Source organism: Pseudovibrio flavus, from assembly GCF_009711345.1.
Taxonomy (GTDB): Bacteria; Pseudomonadota; Alphaproteobacteria; order Rhizobiales; family Stappiaceae; genus Pseudovibrio; species Pseudovibrio flavus.
This window is the reverse complement of record NZ_SMMA01000058.1, coordinates 110,000-135,928: the sequence shown is the minus strand read 5'-3', so window position 1 is coordinate 135,928 and position 25,929 is coordinate 110,000. Positions and strand designations below refer to the sequence as shown.

Sequence of the window (25,929 nt, the reverse complement as noted above, 5' to 3'; positions counted from 1 at the left end):
GTAGCACTGCCTTGTTGATCAGAAAATCAAAGGGAGCATTTCGTGCAGTATCCACTTCAGGGCATCAAGGTCGTTGAACTGGCGCGTATTCTTGCCGGACCGTGGATCGGGCAGACGCTGGCCGATCTTGGAGCTGATGTGATCAAGGTGGAAAGCCCGCAAGGGGATGATACGCGCACATGGGGGCCTCCCTTTATCGAGGATGATAGCGACAAGCCAACGGCGGCCTATTTTCATAGCTGTAACAGGGGTAAAGACTCTGTGGCCTGTAACTTCTCCAATGAGGAAGACCTTGCAGCTCTCCTTGAACTGATCAAAGAAGCCGATATTCTCATCGAGAACTTTAAGGTTGGCGGCCTGAAGAAATTCGGGCTGGACTATGAAAGCCTGAAAAAGATCAATCCGCGGCTGATCTATTGTTCTGTGACTGGTTTCGGTCAGGATGGACCATATGCCCACCGCGCTGGCTATGACTTCCTCATTCAGGGCATGGGCGGCATTATGGACCTAACGGGTGATCCTGAAGGACAGCCGCAAAAGATTGGTGTTGCTTTTGCAGACATCTTTACCGGTCTTTACGGCGTGATCGGTATTCAAGCCGCGCTTCATAAAAGAAATCTGACAGGTGAGGGCGACTGGGTCGATCTCTCCTTGTTTGACTGTCAGCTTGGCGTACTGGCCAATCAGGCTATGAACTATCTGGCTACCGGAAACTCGCCTAAGCGCCTCGGTAATGCGCACCCAAATATCGTTCCCTATCAGGTGTTCGCAGTTAAGGACGGTCACTTCATTGCTGCAGTCGGTAACGACGGCCAGTTCAAGCAGTTTTGTGATGTGATTGGACTGCCAGAACTTGCTGCAGATGAAGCCTACGCTACCAATCCCGCGCGAGTTGCCAATAGGGCTATTCTGGTTCCAATTCTGGAGGAGGCGCTGCTTGGCTTTGAGCGCGATGCGCTGCTAAAGGCATTGGAGGCAAAAGGTGTTCCTGCCGGACCAATCAATACTGTTGAGCAGGCGCTAAATGATCCGCAGGCAAAACACCGTGAAATGGTCATCCATCCAGAAGAAGGTGGGCAGGGTTACCTCAGAACTCCAATTAAATTTGCAAATAGCAAACTTAGACTGGATAGAGATGTGCCACCGCGCCCCAAGTCTTTGGGTAGTTAAGAATAAATTGAAACTGCCATGCGGTTAAATTGGAATTCCTCTGCAATTTAACCTGAGAAAACTTGCGGCATCGTAGTTTCCCGAACTGTTGGGCTTCTTGGGGCTGGGTAATAACAAATTACCCCGACCTCCAATTCCCCGAAACCCAACGTTTATGTCCCGCAAAAAACTGAAAGACCTAGGCCGCTTCCCACTTGCAGCTGTTATTGCGCTTACCTTTGGTAGCTTGGTTGCGCTCAGTGGTGGGCTTGTGCTCTGGCTGAACATCAGCGCCAACCTTCAAAGTGCCCATTCTCTTCTGGCTTTGTCTGCTCGCCAATCTATTGAAAGCATGAACCAAGAGATCAGCAGTTACCTTGGCTCGGTCGCCCGTACCATGGAAGATCTGAATGATACTATCGAGGCGGATAACCTCGATATCATCGGTCAAAAACTGCTTAAGCACGTCAATGGTGTCTTGGTTGGCAACAATCACATGACACTCGTTGGTATTCTTGAGGTTGATGGAACGTTCAAGGTTTGGGAGCGGGGTAACTTCAAGCAGCTTGTGATGAGCAAGCGACATGTGTCTCCAGAAGTTGTGACCCGTGTATTTGACGAGCTGCGGGACGGAAGTCAGCGGGTATTTTGGGGTGAGCCGTTCATTATGGACGATACGGTGATCGCTCATGTCGGTGTTCCGATTTATCTGGAAGATAAAATCGTGGCGATGCTGACAGCCGGCGCATCCTTGGGAGATATGAGCAACCAGCTTGCTCAAAAGAGGGAGGTCGGCAACCCCGCTTCTTTTGTAATTGATTATGATGGCCGTATTCTTGCGTTCTATGGCGGCGATTCAGTTCCGGTCAAACATATTTCGTTGGGCCAAACGCCACATTTCCAAGACGATCTACTCGCAATGACAACGAGCAATGTCCGTCAGGTGCTGATGGGCGTTGGCGAAGATACCATTGCCGCTGCTGATGGAGTGGATCGGTATCGTAACCACCACATGTTTCTCGAGCATGAAGGGCGCGACTATTCCGTTGTCTTCCGCCAGCTTGACGGGTTTGGCAAAAAGGCTTGGGTCATTGGCCGCCTCTATCGCTCTGCGAACGAGCTGGAGGAACTAAAAAGGCTCTCTGCCTCTGCCTTCACAGCCTTGGGCGTTGTGATCTTGGCGATTATTCTCGCTTTCTTCTTTGCAAGCCGTGTTGTGCGCCCGCTTAAAGAGCTGGAAGAGCGCTCCCATGCTATAGGTAGTTTGCGTTTAGGTGACTTTAAACCGATGCGCCGAAGCATCTTCCGCGAGATTGACGAGATCGTTCAGGCGGTAAACTCCGGTGCTAAGGGCGTCCATGCGCTCAATCACTACGTGCCGACCAAGCTCTGTAGCAAGCTAATCAGGCTGGGTTTGGCTGGCAGTGGTGTTGCGAAAAACACCGAGCTGACGATCATGTTTACGGACATTACCGGCTTTACCACTCTTGCTGAAACGCTCGATGCAAAGGAACTCACGGCCCGCATCAACGCGCACCTTACAGAGCTTGTGACGATCATCGAAGAAGAGGGCGGAACAGTCGATAAGTACTTGGGTGACGGCATTCTTGCATTCTGGGGCGCGCCGGATGAAATGCCGGACCATGCCGAGGCGGCTGTAAGAGCAGCAAGACGCATTGATGCGCGTCTTGTCGAACTGCATGAGCAAGGCGCCAAGATGCCAACTCGTGTGCGTGTAGCTGTCCATACAGGTGATGTCGTTGTCGGTAACATCGGCGCACCGGACCGCTTGAACTATACCGTCCTCGGCGATGCGGTGAATGTGTGTGACCGTATTCAGCGTTATTCCAGCAGGCTGCAAAATGAGGCTCGCCAGAACACCGTGGTGATCAGCGAGACGACTTATGAGCAGATCAAAGAGCGTGACAACATGATCTCGCTTGGCCCTGTAGCACTCAAGGGAAGAAACCGTCCGGTATGCCTGTGGCAGCTCGTAAATCCTGACTGATTTGCATAGATCGCACCAGAAGCTGCATACTGTAGAGGCTTGGTTAATCGGTATCGATGCCCTGCGGCATTGGTAATACTGTCAGGCGTCGGGCATTTGAAACGCTGCTTTTAAGCCTCCCTTAGTCTTGAAAGCGAAAACAGTGGCGCTGCAAGTCATTTGAAACACAGCTCTTAGCAATTTCTAGGAGCAGGGGCACTAACTTGAACCTACGTGGCAACACAAGGGAGGACAGTTTGTGGCCCCGCTGGCAGTGGAGAACCTGAGCGTCGATTTCGAAATGTCGGATGGACATGTTCGAGCGGTTGACCGCGTCTCCTTTACGGTGCCGCCTAACAAGTGTGTTGCGCTTGTCGGAGAGTCTGGTTCAGGCAAAACAGTCATCTCCCAAGCGATCATGGGCTTACTGCCTCCCAAAGCGCAGATCGCATCGGGCAGCATCCTTTTGCATGATCGCCAAAACCCCGGTCAGATGACCGACCTTGCGGGCCTTTCCCCAAGCGGACGCAGTATGCGCCGCATCAGAGGCAACCGCGTTGCGATTATTTTCCAAGAACCAATGACATCGCTTTCGCCGCTTCACACGATTGGCGACCAGATTAGTGAAGCTGCAATCTTGCATCGCAATGTCGGGCGGCGAGAAGCCAAGGAGTTCACGCTCCAGATGCTCAAGATGGTTCATTTCCCTGACCCAGCGCGCGGGTTTAACGCATACCCCTTTGAACTGTCTGGAGGTCTGCGCCAACGAGCCATGATCGCCATGGCGCTGATTTGCCGTCCTTCTATATTGATTGCTGACGAACCAACCACCGCGCTTGATGTGACCATTCAGGCGCAAATTCTAAAGCTCATCAAAGAGATGCAGCAGGAATTCAAAATGTCACTCCTCATGATCACCCATGATTTTGGAGTGGTGGCGAATATGGCTGATGAGGTGGTCGTCGTCTATCACGGACGGGTCATGGAAAAGGGTAGCGCACGGCAGCTGTTTAACGATCCGCAGCATCCATACTTACAGGCATTGCTAAAGGCCGTCCCGACGTTTGGAATGGAGAAAACGCAGCGGCTGGAAACACTGCGCCCTATCAAGCCCCACGGCGAAGGGCTTTCCCAACTCTATACGCGCAATGCTGATCAGTTGGACGGTCCGATCTTGAAGCTGGAGGGCGTTTCAAAGTCCTTTATCTCGCGCAAGCAAGGGCTGTTTGGAAGCGGCTATGAACCCGTAAAGGCGCTGGACGATGTGTCTTTGGAAGTGCGCCAAGGTGAGTGCCTTGGCATCGTAGGGGAATCTGGTTCAGGCAAAACGACTGTAGCCAAGGCGATCTTGAGAGCCTTCCAGCCGGATTCAGGAACTGTGAGCTTTAACAGCGGTATCGGCCTAAGAGACATCGCAAGCTATGACAGCAAGGATATGCTGGCCTACCGCAGCAGCGTGCAGATGATCTTTCAAGATCCGTTTTCATCGTTAAACCCAAGAATGACGGTCAGCGATATCCTTCAGGAACCGCTCGTTATTCACGGCATTGGCAGCAAATGGGAACGCAGCCGCTTTGCAAGCGATCTGATGGAGCTGGTTGGGCTGGACCCGCGCTACCTGCGTCGCTATCCGCATTCGTTCTCCGGTGGTCAAAGACAGCGCATCGGCATTGCTCGTGCCTTGGCGCTTAATCCAGAGCTTATCTTGTGCGACGAGCCAACCTCTGCGCTCGATGTGTCGGTACAGGCGCAAATCCTAAATCTGCTTCAGGATTTAAAACGCGACCTCGGTCTCACCTACGTCTTCATCTCCCATAACCTTGCAGTCGTTGATTACATAGCGGATCGCATCGCCGTTATGTGTAAAGGGCGGCTTGTTGAGTTGGGACCAACGGAGCAGGTGATTGAGCACCCCATCCACCCCTACACCAAAGCGCTGCTGCGGGCGGTGCCCGAGCCGAACCTTGACCACCCTCTGGATTTCTCCAGCCCCGACATGAAGGGCACGTCCAACCCGTTCCTGTGGCCTGAACCCTACCGGATACCGGAGGGCAGCGCTCCCAAGCTCGTTCAGATCGCACCAGATCACTTCGTTTGCGCACCGGGGTTGGTGCCATGATGAGATATGTAGCGCTTGCATTTTTGATGTTGCTTACGAGCTTTGGCTCAGCCACGGCAATGAAACTTAAGGAAACGCCGGGCCTTCCCAAAGGTATGCCGCCAATTGCCGAGCGTATTCCCAAGCAGCCTTTGGTAACGGATCTACCGGCGATAGGGCGTAGCGTAGGCCGTCATGGCGGAACGCTGGAAACGCTCATCGGGCGGGCGAAAGATGTGCGCTTGATCAACGTTTGGGGCTACGCGAGGATCATTGGTTATGATGAAAGCTTGCAGCTCGTGCCTGACATCGCGCTGGACGTGGAAAGCGCTTCCGACAAAGTCATTACGATCACACTGAGAGAGGGGCACCGCTGGTCCGATGGACATCCCTTCACCACAGAGGACTTCCGCTTCTGGTTTGAAGATGTCGTCGGCAATGTCGAGCTTAACCCACTCGGCATGCCCGCCTTTATGCTCGCAGGCGGGTTACCGCCGGAATTCGAAGTCATCAGCCCCACAAAAATGCGCTTCACTTGGGATAAGCCAAACCCGCAGTTTCTGCCGGAACTTGCCAAGGCTCGTCCACCCTTCATCTACCGCCCAGCTCACTACTTGAAAAGGTACCACAAGGAGTTTGGAGACCAACCGCTCATCCGCCGCAAAATGAAAGAGCACAAGGCTAGAAGCTGGGCTTCGCTCTTCAATAAACTGGATGATATGTACGATGCGCAAAATCCAGAGCTTCCAACTCTGCAGCCATGGATGCCAACGCCATTTGGTGATGCCCGCCGCTTCGTTCTAAAGCGCAACTTCTTCTTTCACCGTATGGATAGTGAAGGCCAGCAGCTCCCATATATCGGCAAGGTCGTTATGACGGTGGTTGATAGCAAACTCATTGCTGCAAAGGCGTTAGCTGGCGAGACAGACCTTCAAGCTCGCGGCCTCAGCTTTTCTGATATCGCGGTTCTGAAGCAGGGCGAGGGGCCAGAGAATTATATTACGGATCTTTGGTACATCTCCAAGGGCTCACAAATTTCGATCCTTCCCAATCTGACAGTGAAAGACCCAGTCTGGCGCGCTCTCATGCGCGATACCCGTTTTCGTCACGCTTTGTCGCTGGGAATTGATCGGCAGCTAATCAACAAAGTGCTTTATTTCGGTTTGGCAAAACCGGGCAATGATACGGTGCTGAGCGCATCCCCCCTCTATAAACCGTCCTACCAAAACCTGTTTGCCGAGTATGATCCTAAAAAAGCAAACGCGCTTCTAGATGAGATCGGTCTTGATAAGCGCACGCCCAATGGAACGCGCATGCTGCCTGATGGAAGGCCGTTGGAGATCATCGTCGAGGTCTCCGGCGAAAGTCAGGAAGAGATTGATGCGATGGCTCTGGTTGGTGAGACATGGCAGGAGATTGGCATAAAAATCTATGTCAAACCAAGCCAGCGGGACATTATGCGCAACCGCGCTCTCTCCGGTGCATTGGTTATGTCCGTTTGGACCGGCTTTGAAAACGGCTTGCCTACGGCCAATATGCCGCCCACTGATTTCGTTCCAGCACGCGGAGATTTCCTCTCTTGGTCACTATGGGGCGAGTATTACGAAACCGGAGGTAAATCAGGAGAAAAGCCCGACTGGGCACCGGCGATCAGTCTACTCCAGCTCTATGATGACTGGCTTGTAAGTGGCTCAGAAGAAGACCGCGCGGATATTTGGGAAGAGATCCTGAAAATCCATGCGCAAGAGACCATTCACATTGGTCTGGTCTCTGAAGTTCGCCAGCCTGTGGTCGTCAAAGGCCTAAAAAATGTTCCTCTGCAGGCCGTCTACGGCTGGGACCCCGGCGCGCAGTTCGGGATGCACCGTATGGACGCCTTCTACTTTGACCGCCCTGAAAAACATGCCAAGCCTCATGGTGGTCCGCCACCAACACCTGGAAGACCGGATGGCCCGCCCCCGCCGAATAGGGAGGCAGCAAGATGATCAAGTATCTAGGCCTTCGCTTTTTGGGGATGATACCGACACTTCTGGTCATCAGCTTCCTGACGTTCTTTATCATTGAGCTGCCTGAGGGAGATTATATTTCCAACCAGATCTCAATGCTAAAGGCGACTGGCGAAACGGCCTCCATTGCCAAGCTGGATTTCTTAAGGCGCGAGTTTGCGCTCGATCGCCCGTTTTTAGAGCGCTACGCAATATGGGTCGGTTTGTGGCCCGGACCTCACGGGTTTGATGGCTTATTGCAAGGCAATTGGGGTTGGTCGTTCGAGTTCGACAGGCCGGTGGAGGAGGTTGTTGGCCCAACGCTTCTGCTAACAGTGCTCATCAATACCGCCGCCATCCTCTTCGTTTATCTGGTGTCGTTCCCAATAGGTATTTACTCGGCAACGCGTCAGTACTCGTGGGGGGACTATGGCTTTACGCTGCTGGGGTACATTGGTCTTGCAACGCCCAACTTCCTGCTTGGTCTGGTGCTTATGTATGTCGCCAATGTCTGGTTTGACCTATCCATCGGCGGCTTGATGGATCCCAAATACATTGGTGAGCCATGGAGCATCGACAAGGCTTTGTCTGTTCTAGCTCACATGATTGTGCCGACGATTGTAATCGGCACCGCTGGTACAGCAGCCATGATCCGACGCTTGCGGGCAAATCTTCTTGATGAACTGCACAAGCAGTATGTGGTGACAGCTAGAGCCAAGGGTATGCGAGAAAGTGCGCTGCTGGTGAAGTACCCCCTTCGAATGGCTCTCAATCCGTTCATCGCGGATATTGGAAACCTCATTCCAACGCTTGTTTCCGGCTCCATTATCGTATCTGTCGTGCTTAACCTGCCAACGGTTGGGCCTATTCTGCTCTCGGCACTGCAATCACAAGATCAGTTTCTCTCTGCCTTTATTCTGCTGTTTGTTTCCATCCTAACACTCATAGGAATGCTGGTTTCGGATGTTTTGCTGGCATTCCTTGATCCAAGGATCAGGCTTGGCGGGAGGGAGCGCAAATGAGCAACGAGCGGCACGAAACGCCCCAAGAGCCTGAGCATTACGTCAATAACGATCCGTTTGACCCTACATCCGTGGAGCGGCTGACAGAGGAACAGGAGCGGTACTTTCTTGCTTCGCAGTGGAAGATCATGTGGTGGAAGTTCCGCCGCCATCGCCTTGCAAAGTGGTCGGCTGTCATACTCATCCTGTTTTACTTATGCGTTCCCTTTGCCGAGGTCATCGCGCCCTACAAACCTTCGCAAAGGCAAAGCAATTTTCTTTATGCACCACCGCAGGCGGTCCACCTGTTCGATGGAGGCAAGTGGGTAGGGCCGTTCGTTTACGGCTTAAAGGCGCAGGTGGACTTGGCCCAAATGCGCTGGGTTTATGAAGTCGATAAGTCAGAAGTGCAGCCACTACGGTTCCTCTGTAAAGGCGAGCCCTACGACTTCTGGGGCTTCATTCCCGCTCGCTTCCATCTTGTTTGCCCTGCTAAAGATGGCACGTTCTTTCTGGTGGGAACGGACAGGCTAGGCCGTGACCTCTTCTCGGGCATCATCTACGGCGCACGGCTATCGCTCACCATTGGCATCATTGGCATCATTATCTCCATGAGCCTTGGCATCTTGCTCGGCGGGTTGGCCGGTTATTTCGGCGGCATAATCGACAGCCTCATACAGCGTGTTATCGAGATTATGCGCTCGTTACCGGAGCTGCCTTTATGGATGGCGCTTTCCGCCGCACTGCCGGTAACATGGTCTCCGGTATGGATATATTTCGGCCTGACGATCATCCTCGGGCTGTTGGATTGGCCAGGGCTTGCTCGTGCCGTGCGCTCCAAACTGCTTTCTTTGCGAGAAGAAGAATACGCGCAAGCAGCTGTTATGATGGGCGCTAAACCTCGGCGCATCATAACCAAGCATCTGCTTCCCGGCTTTACCAGTCACTTGATAGCGTCCGCATCGCTTTCTATTCCAAGCATGATCCTTGGCGAGACGGCTCTATCGTTCCTCAATCTGGGACTTCGCAGACCCGCCGTCTCATGGGGCGTTCTGCTTAATGAAGCGCAGAATATTTCCGTTGTGACGATCTATCCTTGGCTCATGGCGCCGGTCATTCCGATCATCATCGTCGTACTGGCCTTTAATTTCCTTGGTGATGGTTTACGGGACGCGGCGGACCCATACAAATGATAGGCTACTGGCCGATGCAGCAGATGGAGGCTTTATGACCAACGCAAGTGATGCCACAGGATGGAACAGCGAGTACCGGAGTGGCCGTTGGGCTTTTCTGCGTGATCTGCCGGAAAGCGGGCGATACGGCATCATCGGAATGTGGCTGAGCCTAACAGGCAACCTCGAAAGCGTGTTGGATGTTGGGTGCGGAGAGGGGCTGCTTTATGAGCGGCTCGCACCCATGGGCCTTAGGCGCTATATGGGCGTAGACCTTGCACCAGCCGCCCTTGAGCTTGCCAGTGTTGATAGCGATGTTGCCAGCCTTCGCGCCGCAGACATGCATACCTTCACCCCAGAGGGTGAGGAGACCTATAGCGCCATCATCTTCAACGAGGTGTTGCACTTTGCAAGTGACCCTGCGGCTGTCGTCTCCCGCTATCGGCCTTTTCTAAAACGCGGCGGTGTTATGGCGCTTTCCATGTATGCCCCCAATAGAACAGAGTCCGGCGCTAACCGCCTGATCGCCGGACTGTGGAACGCAACGGACGATCCTGAAAAGTGGAGGGTGCTGGATGATTACCAACTCTACTCCCATCAAAAGGATGTCGCTTGGCGACTACGCCTGATTACGCCGATTAGTCACTAAGGTTGCGGTAAGCCAGCTCTTTAAGTGACTGCCATCTGGCTGCCGGATGATCATTCGTCGCTGCAAACAGAGCCTCCAAGAATCCCCAACACCCATCATCATGGTCAAGGTGATGGGTTAGTATGCCGATAGGCTCAAAGGGGCTGGCTTTTCGCCTTGCCATCTGTAAGGCAAAACGGTCCTGCGCAGCTTGCCAGCCGATGAACCGCTTTTGTTTCTTCCACTTGATGATATCGATGTGAGATTGCACCTGCAAAAGGGCTGGGTAGCGGGCAGCAGTCCAGTTGAAGGTGGAAATTCCGGTAATGCTGACCTTTGGCAGTTGCTGAGCCAAAGCACTATCAATTCTATTCCACGGCGGAACGAGAAAGGGCAGAAAGGTCTCCGCGAAAAGAGCCTCCAACTTCGCTCGCCCCTTTTCAAGCTCACCAAGCGCATCGGGAATATCTCTCCTTGTGCCGAACTCGGCAGCTTTTTCGCCGATGGACTTTTGCTGGTGGTTGATATGCTGCCACCCATGCTGGGCAACGCTGACCTGAGGAAATGCTTTCAAATACGCAGGCAATTCCTCTCCAACCTGCTTGGGAATAACAGCAAGGCACAAGGGAATGTTGTGGTGAGCAGTTAGTGTACAAAGCTGCTCAAGCTTGGGCTTTACTAAAGCGGCATCATCATCCCGTAGCCAAAAGGAGAGCGTGCAGTTTCTCTCCCCAAACCAATCCAACTGCTCTTGTAGAAAGCTCAAAAACGCTTGTTTATCTGCCTTCATGGAAAGCGCCGTGCCTCCATGCGGTTGAGCAGGATATCCGCGCTTCGTTTAGCGCCATCAAGGCTAACAGATAAGTTGGGCAGGCTTCGATGAAGACCTTGCTTCACGGCTGACAAAAGCGCTTCCGGCGTAAGAGTTGCTTCCTCCAAAACAATCGCTCTGCCGCGTTGTTCAAGGGAACAGGCTCGCTGGGTCTGTTCACTTTCAACGCCTTGAGCAAACGGTACCAGAATGCAGCGCTGATTGGCGCGAAGGATATCAATGACCGTGTTGTACCCTGCTTGTGATATGGAAAGGGCAGCTCGCTCCAAAAGTGCAGGAAAGTCAGGTCGTGCCCGTTCAATGGTGGTGTTTGGGGTTGCCTGCGCCTTAAGTCTTTCAAATGCCTCTTCATTAATATCGTGCCCAACCAGCAGTCGCCAGTTCGGCAGACCGTCATTCATTGCCAGCTTGGCTGCTTGGGACGCGTTTTCCAAAAGGTGCAAACCAACAGCTCCGCCACCGCACGAAACGATGATTTCTCCCCGTTCATTCGTCGTGGTCAGGTTCGTTTTACGACCTGTGCTCACAAAGCCAGTGTAGGAAACGAGACTGCGGATTTCATCATAGAAGGGGAAGCTGTCTTTCAGCTCGATAAGCGAAGGGTCAGAGTGAACAAGAACGAGGTCATAGTAGCGCCGCGCCATTTCCGCCATCCATTGCTCTTTGGCAAGCTTATCCTTGCGCACGAGAATATCTCGTATGCTGCATGCAATAAGCGGAGGCTTTTTCTGTGTCCTTGCAAGCTCCAATAGGGGCGTAAGTTCGCGCGTGAAGGCCCGGCGCCCGAATGGAAAGGTCTCGGTTAGCAGCAGATCGAAGGGCTTTGACAAAAACAGCTCTTCGGTTTCCTTGCACCTTCTTTGCCACCAGTTTTCATCAATCGTCTTTCCGTTTTCATCGATCAATTCATCAAAAACGACGGTTTTTGAACGGACCGGAGGAAGCTGGTGGACGATAAGTCCGGAGCAATCGAGTGTTGGCGGCGGAGTGTTGCCGCAAGCAAGTGTTACCTCTACGCCCTTTCTGGCAAGGGCCTGACCGATAAGGCAAGCGCGTACTGTATGCCCCGTGCCCAGCAAATGCTGAACGTGAATAAACGCTCTCATCAAAGAGCTGATCCCCCGCTTTCTCCCCGTTGCATCCGCTCGGCCAATGCGCTCTCTAATAGATCGTTGAGCTGAACCTTTGCGTGCTCCAAAGAATGCACACTCAGAACCTTTTCCCGCGCAGCTTTCCCCATCTGCTCACGTTGCTCTGTATTCTCGCAAAGCTTGCGGAGGTTTTTAGCGAACGGCTCCACGCTCCCTTCTTTTGAAAGAAGACCGGTTTCCTTGTGGGCGATGATATCCGGCACGCCAAGACTATCGCCAGCCACTACGGGAACCCCGCAGGACTGCGCTTCCAGCAAGGCAAAGCCAAAGGCTTCTCTGATTGCAGGCCACACCATGATGTCATGGCTACAATACACCTTAGGCATTTCCGCTGAACGCACGGTTCCCTTGAATGAAACCGGTAAACCCTCAAATAGCCGGTGCACTGTGCCTGCATTGTCGCCATCACCAATTATGGTGAGGTGCCAATTCAGGTCTTTCATGGTTTGCAGCGCTTCTGCCAGAAGCGTGTAGGAGCGCATTTTATCGCCCGGTCGCATCATCGCCACGCATAGCAGCCTGAGCGCGTCACTCTTCGGTTGGCTGTCGCCATCACCTGCATCTGGGCTGTATTTCTGGGCATCGACAAACGGCGAGATAATCGACAGCTTGCGGGCGGGGACAACATCTTCAAGGCACTGCGCATCTGCCTTATGAACAGCAACAACACGGTCAGCCTTGGCAAGCGCTGCATCCGCCGCTGCAAACCCTAGCGCCCACTCACCGTCTTTGTGCTTTGGGGCACGGCTGGCCTCAACAATAATGTAAGGGCAGCCATAATATTCCGCGATGATCGGGCCAATCCAGTCAGGAGCCTTGTGGTAAAGGTGATAGGTCAGCATCACATCCGGCCGGTACCGCCGCGCCTTCCAGTTTTGGATGAGACGATGCGCCTCCAGTCGTGCGCTATTCTCAAGCGCTTTGAAATGCTCGTCGCCGCCTTCGGCACTCCAACTGCGAAATGTGCTCGCAATCTCAACCGTGTGGCCACCTTCTGAAAGCGCACGCACAATAAGCCGACCCATAGTGCGGTCACCGGATGGCACAGGGCTCGTTAACGGCTTCATTGGTGAGAGAAAGGCGATCTGCATGGCTTAAAGAACCTCCGCAAATTTGGAGGAAAGCTGGTCTATGCCATGCTCGCTTTGGAATTTCGTTTTAACGCGCTCGGCTCCAGCCTCACCAAGCTTCTGGCGAAGGGACTTATCAGAAGCGAGACGGGCAATAGCCTCGCTAAGAGCAGGCGCGTCATTGGGCTCAACAAGTAACCCAGTCTCTTCATCCGTTATCAGCTCTGGAATTGCAGAAACTCGCGTGGATACGCAAGCAAGCCCCATGACCTGTGCTTCCATCAATACATTGGGCAATCCATCGCGGTCACCGGAACGGGCAATCCGGCAAGGGAGCACGAAGATATCCCCTTCACTGAGCCTGCGAATAACTTCAGTGCGAGGCTGGGCTCCAAGCCAGTTTATCCTCTGTGCGATACCAAGCTTAACTGCTTTTGCTTTTAGCTTGTCACTTAGCTCCCCAGCGCCAATGTGGTTGAGCTGCCAGTTACATGAAGAGGGAAGCTGAGCAAGCGCATCTAACAGAAGGTCGTAGCCCTTTTTCTCCACCAGACGCCCGACGGATACGAGCGTAACACCCTCGCTACTCGCGTTGTTGTAGCGTTTGGAACCCGATGAAAAGTCAGTAGTATCAAGGCCGTGATAGACCAGCGATAGCTTGCTTGGGTCTTTGCAAAGCGTGGATAGATAGTCGAGGTTCGCCTTTGTGCAAGTCACGCCCCACTGGGCATCATTCAATTTTCCCACAAGGTCGTTAGGGTCGGAGGTCCAGATATCCTTGGCATGAGCGGAAAATGACCACGGTTTTTGAGCAAGCATTGCCGCATAACGGGCCACAGTGCACGGGGTGTGCAGGTAGTGCGAGTGGATCCACGAGATATCCTCCGGTAACTCATAGGCCATCACGCAGGCTTGTCCCCATCTGCGATGACGACAAGCGGTCCGATCCCGCTCAAGATCTTTCAGAAAGGCAGACCTTACCTGCTCATAATGGGGTAGGGACTTGGCCCAGTCTCTCGCCTTTTTTACTCGGTCAGGATCATCCTTCAGGTATTCCGGCAGATACACAACGGGGGCTGTAATTCTGCGGTGAACAGGGTGAATGTAAGGGTCATACGGCTTGCGCATCGCGTAAATGACCTGCTCCAGCCCGCGCTCCTGAAGACCCAAAATTTCTTGGGCAATGAAGGTTTCAGAAAGGCGCGGGTATCCCTTCATGAGTACGGCAAGACGGCCCATGGCTACTCCGATGCTCTCCGAAACATGAGGGCCTCTGAAAGGCAGTTATCCTCGCTCTGCGCGGTGTCGGGGGTGGCGCGCGCCGGCGCGCCCAGCACTTCACTCACCCTGTTGCTGATCACATCCAGCCCGCCAAGCACCGAAGAACTGTGCGCTTTGGAAGGAGGAGCAGCAAAAGGAAGGTGCGCCAGCGCATCAATCATCAGATCGACCTGCGGGTATGAGTTGATGGGCAACATTCTCACCAGCCCGTAGCGCTCTGCTTGCTCGGCGCGGATCGCCTGTTCGCGCCTCGGGATGATACGCGGAACAAGGAGAGCGGGTTTGTCGAAGGATAGAACCTCGCAGAAGGTGTTGTAGCCGCCCATGCCGACAATGGCCGTTGCGCCGTCCATTAAAGGTTCGATTTGCGGCGTAAAGCGCATCACCTCAACATCACGAAGCTGGCTTGCTCTTTCAGCAAATGCTTCTGCCTCGGCCATGGGCATAAATGGACCCAGAACAATAAGGGCAGGGAAGAGAGGGCGCGTCTGCGCTTCATAGGCTCTGATGACCCAGTCTACGAGCTCGATACCATCGCCGCCGCCGCCCGGTGTTACCAGAATATAGGGTGCTCCATCAAACGGAGGCTGGTAGGGTTGAGGAGCACGGGGAATAGAGCGGCGCAGATAACCGGTAAACAGGGTTTTGTCATAAACTGACTGGCTGAGACCAAGCCCGTCTAGCGGGTTGTTGATGAACTCAGGGCCATAAACCCAAAGCTCGTCATAGAGCTCTTCCAGCGCCGGGAAGGCGTTTTTGCGTGTCCATTCCTGCCTTAGAACCTGAGGATCATCCATCACATCGCGAAGACCAAGAACAACGCGGCAATCCGTTTGCGCCAAGTGCTCAAGCGTTGGAAGGACCTCGCCGCGAAGGCCAAGCGGCTCTTTATCGACGATGAAGATATCGGGGTTAAACACCTTGGCGGTGTGCTCGATGATCGATGCCCGAATAGCAATGGTGTGATCAATATTCAGGTGAAGCGACAGAGAGGTGTAATCACCACTGCGCAGCTTGATAACACCAGGAATACGCACAAAGTCCACCCGTGAGCGAAACTCGTAGCTACCGATTATCGGAGAGCCGGAGAGGATAAGAACAGAGAGCTGCGAAAACGAGCCAACAAGTGACTGGGCAATAGCGCGGCACCTGCGCAAATGGCCAAGTCCGAAAGTATCGTGACTATAAATCAGGATCTTTGGTGGGGAGTTTACCATGCACACCTTGCGCTGCCGGTTGTTGTTGTTTTCTCCGTCTGTCGATAACTCTACGGCACTATACGTGAACAAAAAAGGTAGTTCGCCAACAATACATCGGGTCGGAGTTAAGGTGCAATTGACATTACTCGTAATATTGAATTTCGGCGTTTCCAATATTTAAGGGAAACTAGGGTAGCTTTTCTCCAAAACAGTGCACGTGGCTCGTTGCCCACCCGCTAAAAAGCGTGGGGTAACCCAGAGACCGGATAAAAATGGAAAAAAGTCTATTCCGGTTTATTTGGCGCAACTCCGCCAAATACCAGATCATTATTTTGCTTATTACCTGCCTGTCTTATCCGGTGAATTACATTCTGCTGGATTTGCCGAAGCAGATTACCAACGAGGCCATTCAAGGCAGCGACTTTCCGGTTATTATCTTCGGCATCGAGTTCGATCAGATCGATTACCTCGTCTTCCTTTGTATGATGTTCCTCGTTCTGGTGGTTATCAGTAACGGCATCAAACTGGTTTTGAATGTCTACAAAGGACGGCTGGGAGAGCGGATGCTCCGCCGTTTGCGGTTTGACCTCTACCAGCGCGTTCTACGTTTTCGGTTGCCCCACTTCAAAAAGGTCAGCTCCGGCGAGATCATTCCGATGATTACGGCGGAAGTGGAGGATGTGGGCGGCTATATTGGCGAAGCGATTGCCTTGCCTGCTTATCAAGGCGGTATGCTTATCGTGCAGCTTGGGTTTATCTTCATGCAGGACCCGCTGTTAGGGCTTGCCGCTGTCGCCTCCTATCCGGTGCAGGGCTATATAATTCCCAAGCTGCAAAAGAAGGTCGTAATGCTTTCCCGCGAGCGTGTTCGCAATGTGCGCACGATCTCGGACAGGGTTGGCGAGACCATCAGCGGGATCTCCGAAATCCATGCCAACGATGCGAGCGCATGGCACAGTGCAGACCTATCCGACCGGCTCTACAAAAACTTCACCATTCGTTTCGACATCTATAATCGCAAGTACTTCATCAAGTTTCTCAATAACTTCATGAACCAGCTCACGCCGTTCTTTTTCTATCTGATCGGCGGATATCTTGCGATTGCCGGTAACCTGTCGCTGGGCGCATTGCTGGCTGTTATCGCAGCCTACAAAGACCTTGCAGGCCCTTGGAAAGAGCTGCTTGCCTACTATCAGCAGACCGCAGACGTGCAGGTGAAGTACCAAACGGTGGTCGAGAACTTCGATCCGCCCGATATCTATCCGGTCGAGCGCATCACCTCAGATGACAGTGTTGATCTTGAAGGTGATATGAAACTGGAATCCCTGTCGTTTTCCGGTGGTGCAGCAGGACAGGATGTACAGGGCGTTTCGCTGGATATTGCAGATGGTAGCCGCGTTGTGTTCGTTGGGCCGGATGGGTCGGGACGCGCGGAAATCCTGCAAATGGCCTGCGGGCTTCTCTCGCCTACATCAGGCCGCGTTCTGATTGGCGATCACAATCTGGACCATCTTTGTGAGGCCACGCTTGGCCGTCAGATCTCCTATGTGGGATCGCTGGTCCATGTCTGGACAGGAACGATCCGCGACAATCTCATGTACGGTTTGCGCCATCGCCCGCTAATCCCGTTCAATTATGAGGGTGAGGCCAAAAAGGCGAGAGATCGCTGGGTCTATGAGGCCGAGATGACGGCCAATCCGCTTGATGACACAATGGCCGACTGGGATGACCTAAAGGCGGCTGGCGTTGAGAGCGAAGCTGAACTTGAAGAGCGCTTGCTTGAAGTGATCGAACTTGTCGGGCTTTCAAAAGACCTCTACCGGCTCGGTCTCCAATCCATTCTGGAGCCTGAAAATGATGAGCTAATGGACAGGGTTCTGTCCGCAAGAGAGGCGCTAGCGGAAAAAATCCAGTCTGATCCGAAACTCAGAAGCCTCGTTGAGCTGTGGAACCCGGAGGCCTATAACAATTCTGCAAGTTTGGCTGAGAACCTGTTCTTCGCCGTGCCGAGCGATCACAAGCTCACGACCGACAAGATACCGGAGGACCCTGAGGTCAAGGACTTCCTTGAAAAAAGCGGTATGGACAATGGCCTCGCCATGGTTGGTCTTCGCATTGCTAAAACCATGGTCGAGTTGCTTGCAAGCGTTAAGGGAGACATCGACTTCCTTGGCAACAATTCCATCATGACTATGGACGAACTGCCTGATTATGAAGAGATTGTGCGTCGATGCGAAAATGCTGATAAGATAAAGCAGCTTGAGGACGAAGATCGCTCCGCATTGATCGCGCTGGCTTTCAGACTTGTCCCCACTCGCCATCGTCTGGGTATCATGGATGATGATTTGCGGGCCAAGGTTATTGAGGCACGAAAGCAGTTTCGAGAATTTGCAGACACAGGTGACGGGCGTTTCATTTTCTTTGACCCGCACCACTACATTCCCTCACTCACCATCGAGGATAATCTCCTCTTTGGCCGCGTAAGGCTGGATAGGCATGATGCCCGCCAACGCATTGACGAGGTAATCCGCGAGCATGTCTACGAGCTGAAGCTGCGCCGCCCGATCCGCCATTCGGGGCTGGATTATCATGTCGGGGTCGCAGGCTCTCGGTTGTCGAGCACGCAGAGACGGCGGCTGTGTGTCGCACGGGCTATTTTGAAAAATGCCAAACTTACGGTCTTTGATGAGACTGTATCGGGCCTTTCGGAGGCAGATATTGCCATGCGGGCAACTCTCTTCAAGGCGCTGGAAGGCAAAACAGTGTTGTTTGGCACAGCCAATGAGGCAATTGCGAGCGAGTTTGACAGTGTGGTCACTCTAGAGCACGGGAGGCAGGTAGACGCGAAGTAATGCTGATCAATTACAATCATCTGCCGACTAAACATAGTAACAGGAAGACGAGGGTCTTGGGCTGGATCCCGGGAGAAACCAGTGAGCATTGATGCAGAAGTCGCTGCTTTAAAAAAGGTACCGCTGTTCCACGGCATAGATGGAAGCAAACTGCGCCTGCTGGCGTTTATGAGCCAGCGCGTCGAGTATCAGGACGGCGAGGAATTATGTAGTCAGGGAGATACAGGCGACAGCGCGTTTGTCATCCTCTCCGGTCAGGCGGATGTGCTTGTAGATGGCGAAAAGCTGGCAGTGGTTGGAGAACATGCAATTGTTGGTGAAATATCCATTCTTTGTGACGTACCGCGTACCGCAACCTTGCGCGCTTCTGGTATCGTGGACGTCCTCACCATCGCCAAAGACGACTTCATCAAGCTAATGAAAGAGTTTCCGGAAATGTCTCTTGAGGTCATGCGTACGCTTGCAGAGAGACTAGAAAAAACCACACGCGCCCTTGCCGCTGCCAAATCGGCAGCCAGTTAAGGCGGGAAAGGGTATGGAGTGAGCGACTTCCACATAAGGGTCTGGGGCGTTAGAGGGTCCACTCCGGCTGCCGGAAAGGACACGATACGCTATGGCGGCGAGACGACCTGCTTTGAGGTCGAAGCCGGCGGTTCCTATGTGATTGTCGATTGCGGGTCGGGCGCCCGCAAACTGGGGGATGCTGTAATCCAGCGGCCTTGCAGACATATCGATATGATGTTCACTCACACCCATCTAGACCATATTTGCGGTCTTCCCTTTTTCAAACCAGCTTATGATCCCCGTTTTCAGATTGATGCATGGTCCGGCCAGTTTAAAGACCCTGACGGCCTGCGTGATGCTATTTGCCGTATCATGTCGCCGCCGGTCTTTCCCGTTACTGCCAACCGTTTGAAAGCCATACAGTTCAAACAGTTTTCAGCAGGCGACGAGATCGTAAAAAAAGGCGGACTGACCATAAAAACAATCGCGCTCAACCATCCAGATGGTGCTTGCGGTTATCGCTTCGAGTATGATGGCCATGCCACGTGCATCATCACAGATCACGAGATGGGTCACAAAAACTACGACGACGCCATCGAGGCATTCATCGAAGGCGCGGACGTTGTGTTCTACGACGGAATGTACACCAACGCAGAATATCGCCATTTCATAGGATATGGCCATTCCAGCTGGGAACACGTAATCGAGACCTGTACGAGGGCAAACGTAAAAGTGCCGGTTATTTTCCATCACGATCCTTGCAGGAGTGATGATGAACTGGACGCAATCCTCAAGCAGGCAAAAGCACGGCACCACAACGCGGAAGTAGCCTATGAAGGCATGACCTTCAGCTTTTAACGCAAGAGTGAACAGACCGTGCGTTCCGCTGATGTACTCTCAGGTCAGCACAGAGCACTGCATTGCACCTCGCAGGCAGCGTTCCTAGCCGTTTGGAGGACATGCTTGCATGCGCCAAAAGCCGCAAACATCAAATGGTTCGTTATCTGGAAGAGCCGCTGGAAAGGCTTCTGACCAGAAGAATTATGATGAACAAAGCTTTGATCACGGCTCTGTAGAAGACCAGCAAAAGCATGTGTTGGCCAATACCGCTGCGCATCCCCAAAGTACTCCGCAAAAACCAACGTCATTCTTGGGCCGCATCCTTGGGCCTAATGTTCGCGTTGAAGATCTGCCCCAGCGTGTGAGAGACGAGATCGAGCAGCGTGAAGGGGATGCCGAACGGCTGATCGGCATGGTTCAGCTTGGTGTTATCCTGTTTTTCGCGCTGCTTTATGCGCTTGCTCCAAGAGCAGAGGGCGCGCAAGGGTTCAACTTCGTGCCTTATGCCATTGGCGGCTATATGCTCTTCACCATCGTGCGAATTGCTGTTTCGTTCAAAACACGCCTTCCGGCTTGGTATCTGGTCATCTCTGTGTTCGTGGACGTGGCCTTACTTGTGGGGCTTATCTTCTCTTTCCATATCCAGTACGGCCAGCACCCGACATTCTATCTCAAGGCTCCGACCTTGATGTATGTGTTCTTGTTCATTTCCCTGCGAGCACTGCGCTTTGACCCGCGCTACGTTCTGCTAACCGGCCTGCTTGGGGCGGCTGGATGGCTGGCGCTTGTGGTTTACGCCATGCTCTCCGACATGGGCGGAATGCTGATTACAAGGAACTATGTTGAGTACCTCACCAGCAACTCCGTTCTTATCGGGGCAGAGCTGGACAAGCTGATTATCATCATCTCCGTCACGCTCCTGCTGTCGCTTGCCCTTCTTAGAGGTCGGCGTATGTTCTTCTCTGCCGTAAAGGAGCAGGCGGCTGTTGAAGACTTGAGCCGCTTTTTCGTGCCCGAGGTTGCTAGCTCTATCGTGGAAGCGGGTGAGGAACTTCAGGCGGGGCAGGGTGAAAGCCGCATGGCGGCAATTCTCTTTGTGGACGTGCGCAGCTTTACCAGTACTTCCCAAGACCTAACGCCCGAGCAGACCATGGCGGTACTGAACTGCTATCAGGATGCCGCTGTCTCTGTCATCCGCGCCCATGGCGGCAAGATCGACAAGTTCTTGGGCGACGGCATTCTGGCGACCTTTGGCGCTATCGAGCCCTCGGAAACCTTTGCAGCAGATGCCATCAATGCAGCGCTAAAGCTTGCAAAGTCCATTGAGCAGCTTCAACCAAAGCTGCGGGCTGAAGGGTGGCCGGTTCCAATGCGCATCGGCTGCGGTGTGGCTGCAGGCAATGTAACAGTGGGTGTTGTGGGCGCTGGAGAGCGTCTTGAATTCACAGTTATCGGTGATGCTGTAAACAGGGCCGCGAAATTTGAGAACGCCAATAAATGGTTTGGAACCAAAGTTTTAACCGATGACGCAACGTTTTCTCTAGCCAGCGGGCAGGGGCTGCAAGCCTCTGTGCTTAAGTCTAATGCGGAAAGTATTGCAGGAATCGGCGGGACAGTAGAGCTTGTGACCCTAGCATAAACACGTAGAGACGCGTTAGCGTACATACTACGGAAAACTTGGGAGGAGCCTTTGAAGCTCGACACATCTATTGCCGCTGTCGTTACCGGTGGGTCTTCTGGCCTTGGTGCAGCAACTGCAAAGCGCCTTGCTGCGGCTGGTGTTAAGGTCACTATTTTCGACGTAAACGAAGATGCCGGATACACTGTTGCAGAGCAGATCGGCGGTCTGTTCCAGAAGGTTGACGTAGCCAGCGACGAAAGCGTTGTTGCAGGTCTTGATGCAGCAGAAGCGGCGCATGGTCCAACCCGCATTCTGGTCAACTGTGCAGGCATCGCTCCAGCGGCAAAAACCACATCCCGTGGTGCCCCGCATTCGCTAGAAATGTTCCAGAAGGTTATCGATATCAACCTCGTCGGTAGCTTCCGCTGTATCGCCAATGTTGCAACCCGTATGAGCGCGCTTGAAGCGGCCAACGAAGACGGTGAGCGCGGCGTTATCATCAACACCGCTTCCGTTGCTGCTTATGACGGCCAGATCGGTCAGGCTGCATACTCTGCATCCAAGGGCGGTATTGTTGGCATGACCCTGCCAATCGCACGCGATCTTTCCAAAAACGGCATCCGCATCATGACCATCGCGCCGGGTATCTTCCATACCCCGATGCTTTCCGGCATGCCGCAGGAAGTCCAGGATTCCCTCGCTGCAGCAGTTCCGTTCCCGTCCCGTTTGGGTACTGGCGACGACTACGCACAGCTGGTTGAATCCATCTGCGAAAACACAATGCTGAACGGTGAAGTGATCCGCCTTGACGGCGCGATCCGCCTTGCTCCGCGATAATCGTTAGCACTGATTTTTAAAAATTGGAGCTCGCGTGGGTTACCCGTGCGGGCTCTCGGTCTTGTTGCTGCACTTTCGATTGGATGTTCCATGGTTACCTACAGCGCTGCAACCCCGCAGCAGTTCTTTGATACGCTTCCGCAAGAAACTGACGTTGTAATCATCGGCGGCGGTGTGATTGGTATCTGCACGGCTTACTATCTCGCCAAGAAGGGCGTGAAGGTAACTGTCTGCGAAAAGGGACGCGTTGCAGGGGAACAGTCCAGCCGTAACTGGGGCTGGGTACGCCAGCAGGGACGAGACGCAGCCGAGCTTCCAATCGCCATCGAGTCCAACCGCTTGTGGCGTGAGATCACCGAGGAAATCGGTGAGGATCTGGGCTTCCGTCAGCATGGCGTCTACTACCTTGCCGAAAGCGATGAAGACGTGCAGGCCCACGAAGCCTTTATGAAGCTTGCTAGGGAGCATCAGCTTGACACGCGCTTGCTGACGGCAGGCGAGATACTGGAGCAAATTCCGGGGAAACCCGGCCGCTGGAGAAGTGGTATGGTTACCCCTTCTGATGGCCGTGCAGAGCCATGGGTGGTCGTGCCAGCCATTGCCCGCGCTGCCCAACGAATGGGCGTGAAGGTGGTCGAAAACTGCGCTGTGCGTACAGTTGAGATCACCAATGGCGCAGTAACAGGTGTTGTGACAGAGCAGGGCGCTGTGAAGGCAAACCGCATTCTGCTGGCAGGCGGGGCTTGGTCTTCCCTCTTTGCGGCAAACCTCGGCCTTGGCATTCCTCAGCTCAACGTGCGGGCAACGGTTGCTGCAACCGAAGCGGTGCCAGATATCTTTTCCGGCAACGCTGCCGACAGCAACTTTGCGTTCCGCCGCCGAGAAGATGGCGGGTACACTGTGGCCGTGACCGACATTCACAACCACTATCTCGGCAAGGACAGTTTCAAGTACCTCTTCACATGGCTACCGACCTACAAGGTCACTATGGGCGATGTGACGTTGAATCCGTTGCAGCCAAAGGGCTTTCCTGATGCATTTGGCACTAAGCGCAGCTGGTCGGGTTCCGAAATTTCTCCGTTTGAACAAATGCGTGTGCTCAACCCAGAGCCAAACCGCAAAGCGATCGAGCAAATGGAAAAGCGCCTTCCAGACCGCTTCCCGCAGCTTGCTGGTACCAAGCTGAAAGAAACATGGGCGGGTATGATTGATTCCATGCCGGACATGGTGCCGGTGATGGATGAGGTCTCCAAGGTGAAGGGCTTCTTCATCGCAACTGGCTTTTCCGGTCACGGTTTCGGCTTCGGTCCGGGGGCAGGGCGTGTACTGGCTGACATGATGGAAGGCCGTGAGACCGGCTACAATATGAGCCGTTTCCGCTTCGCTCGCTTCTCCAAAAACGAGAAGCTTGAGCTTGGTCCGTTCATCTAGAGAGGTTTCCTCAATTCATTACACAAATATAGGCGTACTGGCGGGTACACCTTTTGATTAAACTGGTGTACTCTGGAAAAAATTGCGCTGCGTCCCCCGATAAGAATGGGTGTAGACTGACAGCAAGCATCGTCGCCAACATTTTTGAGGAAACAAATGCCACAGTATCGTTCGCGTACTTCCACCCACGGCCGTAACATGGCCGGTGCCCGTGGTCTCTGGCGTGCCACCGGTATGAAGGATGGAGACTTCGGTAAGCCGATTATCGCAATTTCCAACTCTTTCACCCAGTTTGTGCCGGGTCACGTACACCTTAAGGATCTTGGTCAGCTCGTGGCACGCGAAGTGGAAAAAGCGGGCGGCGTTGCTAAAGAATTCAACACCATCGCCGTGGACGACGGTATCGCCATGGGCCACGATGGTATGCTGTACTCCCTGCCATCCCGCGAGATCATCGCAGACAGCGTAGAGTACATGGTCAACGCTCACTGCGCTGACGCACTGGTCTGTATCTCTAACTGCGATAAGATCACTCCGGGTATGTTTATGGCTGCAATGCGCCTCAACATTCCTGTTGTTTTCGTATCCGGCGGCCCGATGGAAGCTGGCAAGGTTGTTCTGGCGAACGGCGAAACCCGCAAGCTTGACCTTGTTGATGCAATGGTTTCCGCAGCAGACGATAACGTATCGGACGAAGACGTTGCCGCTATCGAGCGCAGCGCATGCCCTACCTGCGGTTCTTGCTCTGGTATGTTCACCGCAAACTCTATGAACTGCTTGATGGAAGCGCTGGGCCTTGCTCTGCCGGGCAACGGCTCCGTTCTGGCAACCCATGCAGACCGCAAGGGCTTGTTCGTGGAAGCTGGCCATCTCATCGTAGATTTGGCCAAGCGCTACTACGAGCAGGAAGACGAGAGCGTTCTGCCGCGCAACGTGGCAAACAAAGCAGCCTTTGAAAACGCAATGACCATGGATATCGCCATGGGCGGTTCCACCAACACCGTTCTGCACTTGCTGGCTGCTGCGCAGGAAGGCGAAATCGACTTCACTATGGCAGACATCGACCGTCTGTCACGCAACACCCCATGCCTGTGTAAGGTCGCCCCATCTGTACCGAACGTACATATGGAAGACGTGCACCGCGCTGGTGGTATCCTCGGTATTTTGGGTGAGCTGGACCGTGCTGGCCTACTTGATACCTCCGTTCCGTCCATCCATTCCGGTACGCTCGGCAACGCTCTGGAGCGCTGGGACATCATGCGCACCGACAGCGAGGCAGTGCGCAAGTTCTTCTCCGCAGCGCCGGGCGGAGTTCCAACACAGACAGCATTCTCCCAAGACAGCCGCTATGCTGAAGGCGTGGATGATGACCGTAAAACCGGTGTTACCCGCGCTAAAGAACATGCGTACTCTCAGGACGGCGGCTTGGCGGTTCTGTTCGGTAACATCGCTGAAAACGGCTGTATCGTAAAAACCGCAGGCGTGGATGACAGCATCCTCACCTTCACCGGTCGTGCCCGCATCTTTGAGTCTCAGGATTCTTCGGTTTCTGCAATTCTTACCGGCAAGATCGAAGCAGGTGACGTGGTTCTTATCCGCTATGAAGGTCCTCGCGGTGGTCCGGGTATGCAGGAAATGCTCTACCCAACCAGCTACCTGAAGTCCAAGGGCCTCGGTAAAGCCTGTGCGCTGTTCACCGATGGCCGCTTCTCTGGTGGTACCTCTGGTCTTTCCATCGGCCATGCTTCCCCTGAAGCTGCTGAAGGCGGCGCAATCGCGCTGGTTGAAGAAGGTGATATCATCAAGATCGACATTCCAAACCGTACCATCAACGTAGACGTTTCTGATGAGGTTCTCGCAGAGCGCCGTGCAAAGATGGAAGCCAAGGGCAAAGACGCTTGGAAACCGGTTGAGAAGCGCACCCGCAAGGTCACAACGGCTCTGAAAGCCTACGCAGCGCTGACCACCAGTGCTGATAAAGGCGCGGTCCGCAAAGTCGACTAAAAGCGTCTCGTTAGAGATTGGAAAGCGGGTCTTCGGGCCCGCTTTTTTGTTTGGGGGAGGGCCTGAAGGGCAAGGCACTCTGTCACCCGAAACTACAACGTTTCTGGATACCGGATCATCGCTGCGCTTGTCCGGTATGACAGTGGGGCTTATTCCTAAATGCTGAAAAAGAAGCGGCGTGGTGACTACAACTCCTCTAGTACCAGCAACGGGTGTCATGCCGGACCTGATCCGGCATCCTGACTTACAGACGCTCCTAATCTTTCATCCAGTTGCACGTCAGCCTA

General features: G+C 53.6%; 19 protein-coding genes. 14 read left to right on the top strand and 5 right to left on the bottom strand.

The genetic code is table 11. The annotated features are described in order from the left end of the window. Positions 1-42: 42 nt before the first annotated feature. From E1162_RS07250 to E1162_RS07220, 7 genes are all read left to right on the top strand, one after another. The gene (locus E1162_RS07250; protein WP_371311842.1) at positions 43-1,170 is read left to right on the top strand and encodes a CaiB/BaiF CoA transferase family protein; all 1,128 of its coding nucleotides are present in this window, start codon (positions 43-45) and stop codon (positions 1,168-1,170) included. 154 nt (positions 1,171-1,324) lie between these two features. Next, a complete protein-coding gene (locus E1162_RS07245; protein WP_155128776.1) occupies positions 1,325-3,157 on the top strand; it encodes an adenylate/guanylate cyclase domain-containing protein in 1,833 nt (610 codons plus the stop codon). Positions 3,158-3,437: 280 nt separating this feature from the next. After that, the gene (locus E1162_RS07240) at positions 3,438-5,255 is read left to right on the top strand and encodes an ABC transporter ATP-binding protein (protein WP_155128879.1); all 1,818 of its coding nucleotides are present in this window, start codon (positions 3,438-3,440) and stop codon (positions 5,253-5,255) included. Next, positions 5,252-7,219: an ABC transporter substrate-binding protein gene (locus E1162_RS07235; RefSeq protein WP_155128774.1), complete on the top strand. Its 1,968-nt coding sequence runs from the start codon at positions 5,252-5,254 to the stop codon at positions 7,217-7,219. Before E1162_RS07240 ends, E1162_RS07235 begins: the two co-directional genes overlap by 4 nt. Continuing rightward, positions 7,216-8,241: an ABC transporter permease gene (locus tag E1162_RS07230; RefSeq protein ID WP_155128772.1), complete on the top strand. Its 1,026-nt coding sequence runs from the start codon at positions 7,216-7,218 to the stop codon at positions 8,239-8,241. The genes E1162_RS07235 and E1162_RS07230 overlap by 4 nt, the downstream gene beginning before the upstream one ends. Next, positions 8,238-9,413 carry an ABC transporter permease gene (locus tag E1162_RS07225; RefSeq protein ID WP_155128770.1) on the top strand — a complete coding sequence of 392 codons (1,176 nt, stop codon included), beginning with the start codon at positions 8,238-8,240 and terminating at the stop codon, positions 9,411-9,413. The genes E1162_RS07230 and E1162_RS07225 overlap by 4 nt, the downstream gene beginning before the upstream one ends. A 34-nt stretch (positions 9,414-9,447) precedes the next feature. Beyond that, positions 9,448-10,041 carry a class I SAM-dependent methyltransferase gene (locus tag E1162_RS07220; RefSeq protein WP_155128768.1) on the top strand — a complete coding sequence of 198 codons (594 nt, stop codon included), beginning with the start codon at positions 9,448-9,450 and terminating at the stop codon, positions 10,039-10,041. Here E1162_RS07220 and E1162_RS07215 read toward each other — a convergent pair. From E1162_RS07215 to E1162_RS07195, 5 genes are read right to left on the bottom strand one after another with little or no spacing between them, the layout of a single operon-like run. After that, positions 10,031-10,810 carry a polysaccharide deacetylase family protein gene (locus E1162_RS07215; RefSeq protein ID WP_257098728.1) on the bottom strand — a complete coding sequence of 260 codons (780 nt, stop codon included), beginning with the start codon at positions 10,808-10,810 and terminating at the stop codon, positions 10,031-10,033. The genes E1162_RS07220 and E1162_RS07215 overlap by 11 nt on opposite strands. Continuing rightward, entirely contained in the window at positions 10,807-11,958 is a 1,152-nt protein-coding gene (locus E1162_RS07210) for a glycosyltransferase family protein (RefSeq protein ID WP_155128766.1), read from the bottom strand. The genes E1162_RS07215 and E1162_RS07210 overlap by 4 nt, the downstream gene beginning before the upstream one ends. Then, positions 11,958-13,094 carry a glycosyltransferase family 4 protein gene (locus tag E1162_RS07205; RefSeq protein WP_155128764.1) on the bottom strand — a complete coding sequence of 379 codons (1,137 nt, stop codon included), beginning with the start codon at positions 13,092-13,094 and terminating at the stop codon, positions 11,958-11,960. The genes E1162_RS07210 and E1162_RS07205 overlap by 1 nt, the downstream gene beginning before the upstream one ends. 3 nt (positions 13,095-13,097) lie before the next feature. Beyond that, positions 13,098-14,312, bottom strand: coding sequence for a glycosyltransferase family 4 protein (locus E1162_RS07200; RefSeq protein ID WP_155128762.1), 1,215 nt, complete (start codon positions 14,310-14,312; stop codon positions 13,098-13,100). Between the two features lie 2 nt (positions 14,313-14,314). Further along, complete coding sequence (locus E1162_RS07195) at positions 14,315-15,571, bottom strand: glycosyltransferase family protein (protein WP_155128760.1); 1,257 nt, start codon at positions 15,569-15,571, stop codon at positions 14,315-14,317. Positions 15,572-15,825: 254 nt separating this feature from the next. Between E1162_RS07195 and E1162_RS07190 the strand changes: the two genes are divergently transcribed. From E1162_RS07190 to ilvD, 7 genes are all read left to right on the top strand, one after another. After that, the gene (locus E1162_RS07190; protein WP_155128758.1) at positions 15,826-18,405 is read left to right on the top strand and encodes an ATP-binding cassette domain-containing protein; all 2,580 of its coding nucleotides are present in this window, start codon (positions 15,826-15,828) and stop codon (positions 18,403-18,405) included. A gap of 81 nt (positions 18,406-18,486) precedes the next feature. Further along, entirely contained in the window at positions 18,487-18,927 is a 441-nt protein-coding gene (locus E1162_RS07185; RefSeq protein ID WP_371311841.1) for a cyclic nucleotide-binding domain-containing protein, read from the top strand. Positions 18,928-18,945: 18 nt separating this feature from the next. Beyond that, entirely contained in the window at positions 18,946-19,767 is an 822-nt protein-coding gene (locus E1162_RS07180; protein ID WP_371311840.1) for an MBL fold metallo-hydrolase, read from the top strand. Between the two features lie 109 nt (positions 19,768-19,876). Continuing rightward, positions 19,877-21,388: an adenylate/guanylate cyclase domain-containing protein gene (locus E1162_RS07175; RefSeq protein WP_155128756.1), complete on the top strand. Its 1,512-nt coding sequence runs from the start codon at positions 19,877-19,879 to the stop codon at positions 21,386-21,388. Positions 21,389-21,439: 51 nt separating this feature from the next. Next, a complete protein-coding gene (locus tag E1162_RS07170; RefSeq protein WP_155128754.1) occupies positions 21,440-22,207 on the top strand; it encodes an SDR family NAD(P)-dependent oxidoreductase in 768 nt (255 codons plus the stop codon). Between the two features lie 90 nt (positions 22,208-22,297). Beyond that, a complete protein-coding gene (locus E1162_RS07165) occupies positions 22,298-23,638 on the top strand; it encodes an NAD(P)/FAD-dependent oxidoreductase (protein WP_155128752.1) in 1,341 nt (446 codons plus the stop codon). A 156-nt stretch (positions 23,639-23,794) separates the two neighbouring features. Then, entirely contained in the window at positions 23,795-25,642 is a 1,848-nt protein-coding gene (gene ilvD, locus E1162_RS07160; RefSeq protein WP_155128750.1) for a dihydroxy-acid dehydratase, read from the top strand. Positions 25,643-25,929 lie beyond the last annotated feature (287 nt).

Excerpts from the sequence above, each read along its gene's own strand:
- E1162_RS07245 (WP_155128776.1), top strand. The coding sequence starts at position 1,325 with ATGTCCCGCAAAAAACTGAAAGACCTAGGCCGCTTCCCACTTGCAGCT.
- E1162_RS07240 (WP_155128879.1), top strand. The coding sequence starts at position 3,438 with ATGTCGGATGGACATGTTCGAGCGGTTGACCGCGTCTCCTTTACGGTG.
- E1162_RS07235 (WP_155128774.1), top strand. The coding sequence starts at position 5,252 with ATGATGAGATATGTAGCGCTTGCATTTTTGATGTTGCTTACGAGCTTT.
- E1162_RS07230 (WP_155128772.1), top strand. The coding sequence starts at position 7,216 with ATGATCAAGTATCTAGGCCTTCGCTTTTTGGGGATGATACCGACACTT.
- E1162_RS07225 (WP_155128770.1), top strand. The coding sequence starts at position 8,238 with ATGAGCAACGAGCGGCACGAAACGCCCCAAGAGCCTGAGCATTACGTC.
- E1162_RS07220 (WP_155128768.1), top strand. The coding sequence starts at position 9,448 with ATGACCAACGCAAGTGATGCCACAGGATGGAACAGCGAGTACCGGAGT.
- E1162_RS07215 (WP_257098728.1), bottom strand. The coding sequence starts at position 10,810 with ATGAAGGCAGATAAACAAGCGTTTTTGAGCTTTCTACAAGAGCAGTTG.
- E1162_RS07210 (WP_155128766.1), bottom strand. The coding sequence starts at position 11,958 with ATGAGAGCGTTTATTCACGTTCAGCATTTGCTGGGCACGGGGCATACA.
- E1162_RS07205 (WP_155128764.1), bottom strand. The coding sequence starts at position 13,094 with ATGCAGATCGCCTTTCTCTCACCAATGAAGCCGTTAACGAGCCCTGTG.
- E1162_RS07200 (WP_155128762.1), bottom strand. The coding sequence starts at position 14,312 with ATGGGCCGTCTTGCCGTACTCATGAAGGGATACCCGCGCCTTTCTGAA.
- E1162_RS07195 (WP_155128760.1), bottom strand. The coding sequence starts at position 15,571 with ATGGTAAACTCCCCACCAAAGATCCTGATTTATAGTCACGATACTTTC.
- E1162_RS07190 (WP_155128758.1), top strand. The coding sequence starts at position 15,826 with ATGGAAAAAAGTCTATTCCGGTTTATTTGGCGCAACTCCGCCAAATAC.
- E1162_RS07175 (WP_155128756.1), top strand. The coding sequence starts at position 19,877 with ATGCGCCAAAAGCCGCAAACATCAAATGGTTCGTTATCTGGAAGAGCC.
- E1162_RS07165 (WP_155128752.1), top strand. The coding sequence starts at position 22,298 with ATGGTTACCTACAGCGCTGCAACCCCGCAGCAGTTCTTTGATACGCTT.
- ilvD (WP_155128750.1), top strand. The coding sequence starts at position 23,795 with ATGCCACAGTATCGTTCGCGTACTTCCACCCACGGCCGTAACATGGCC.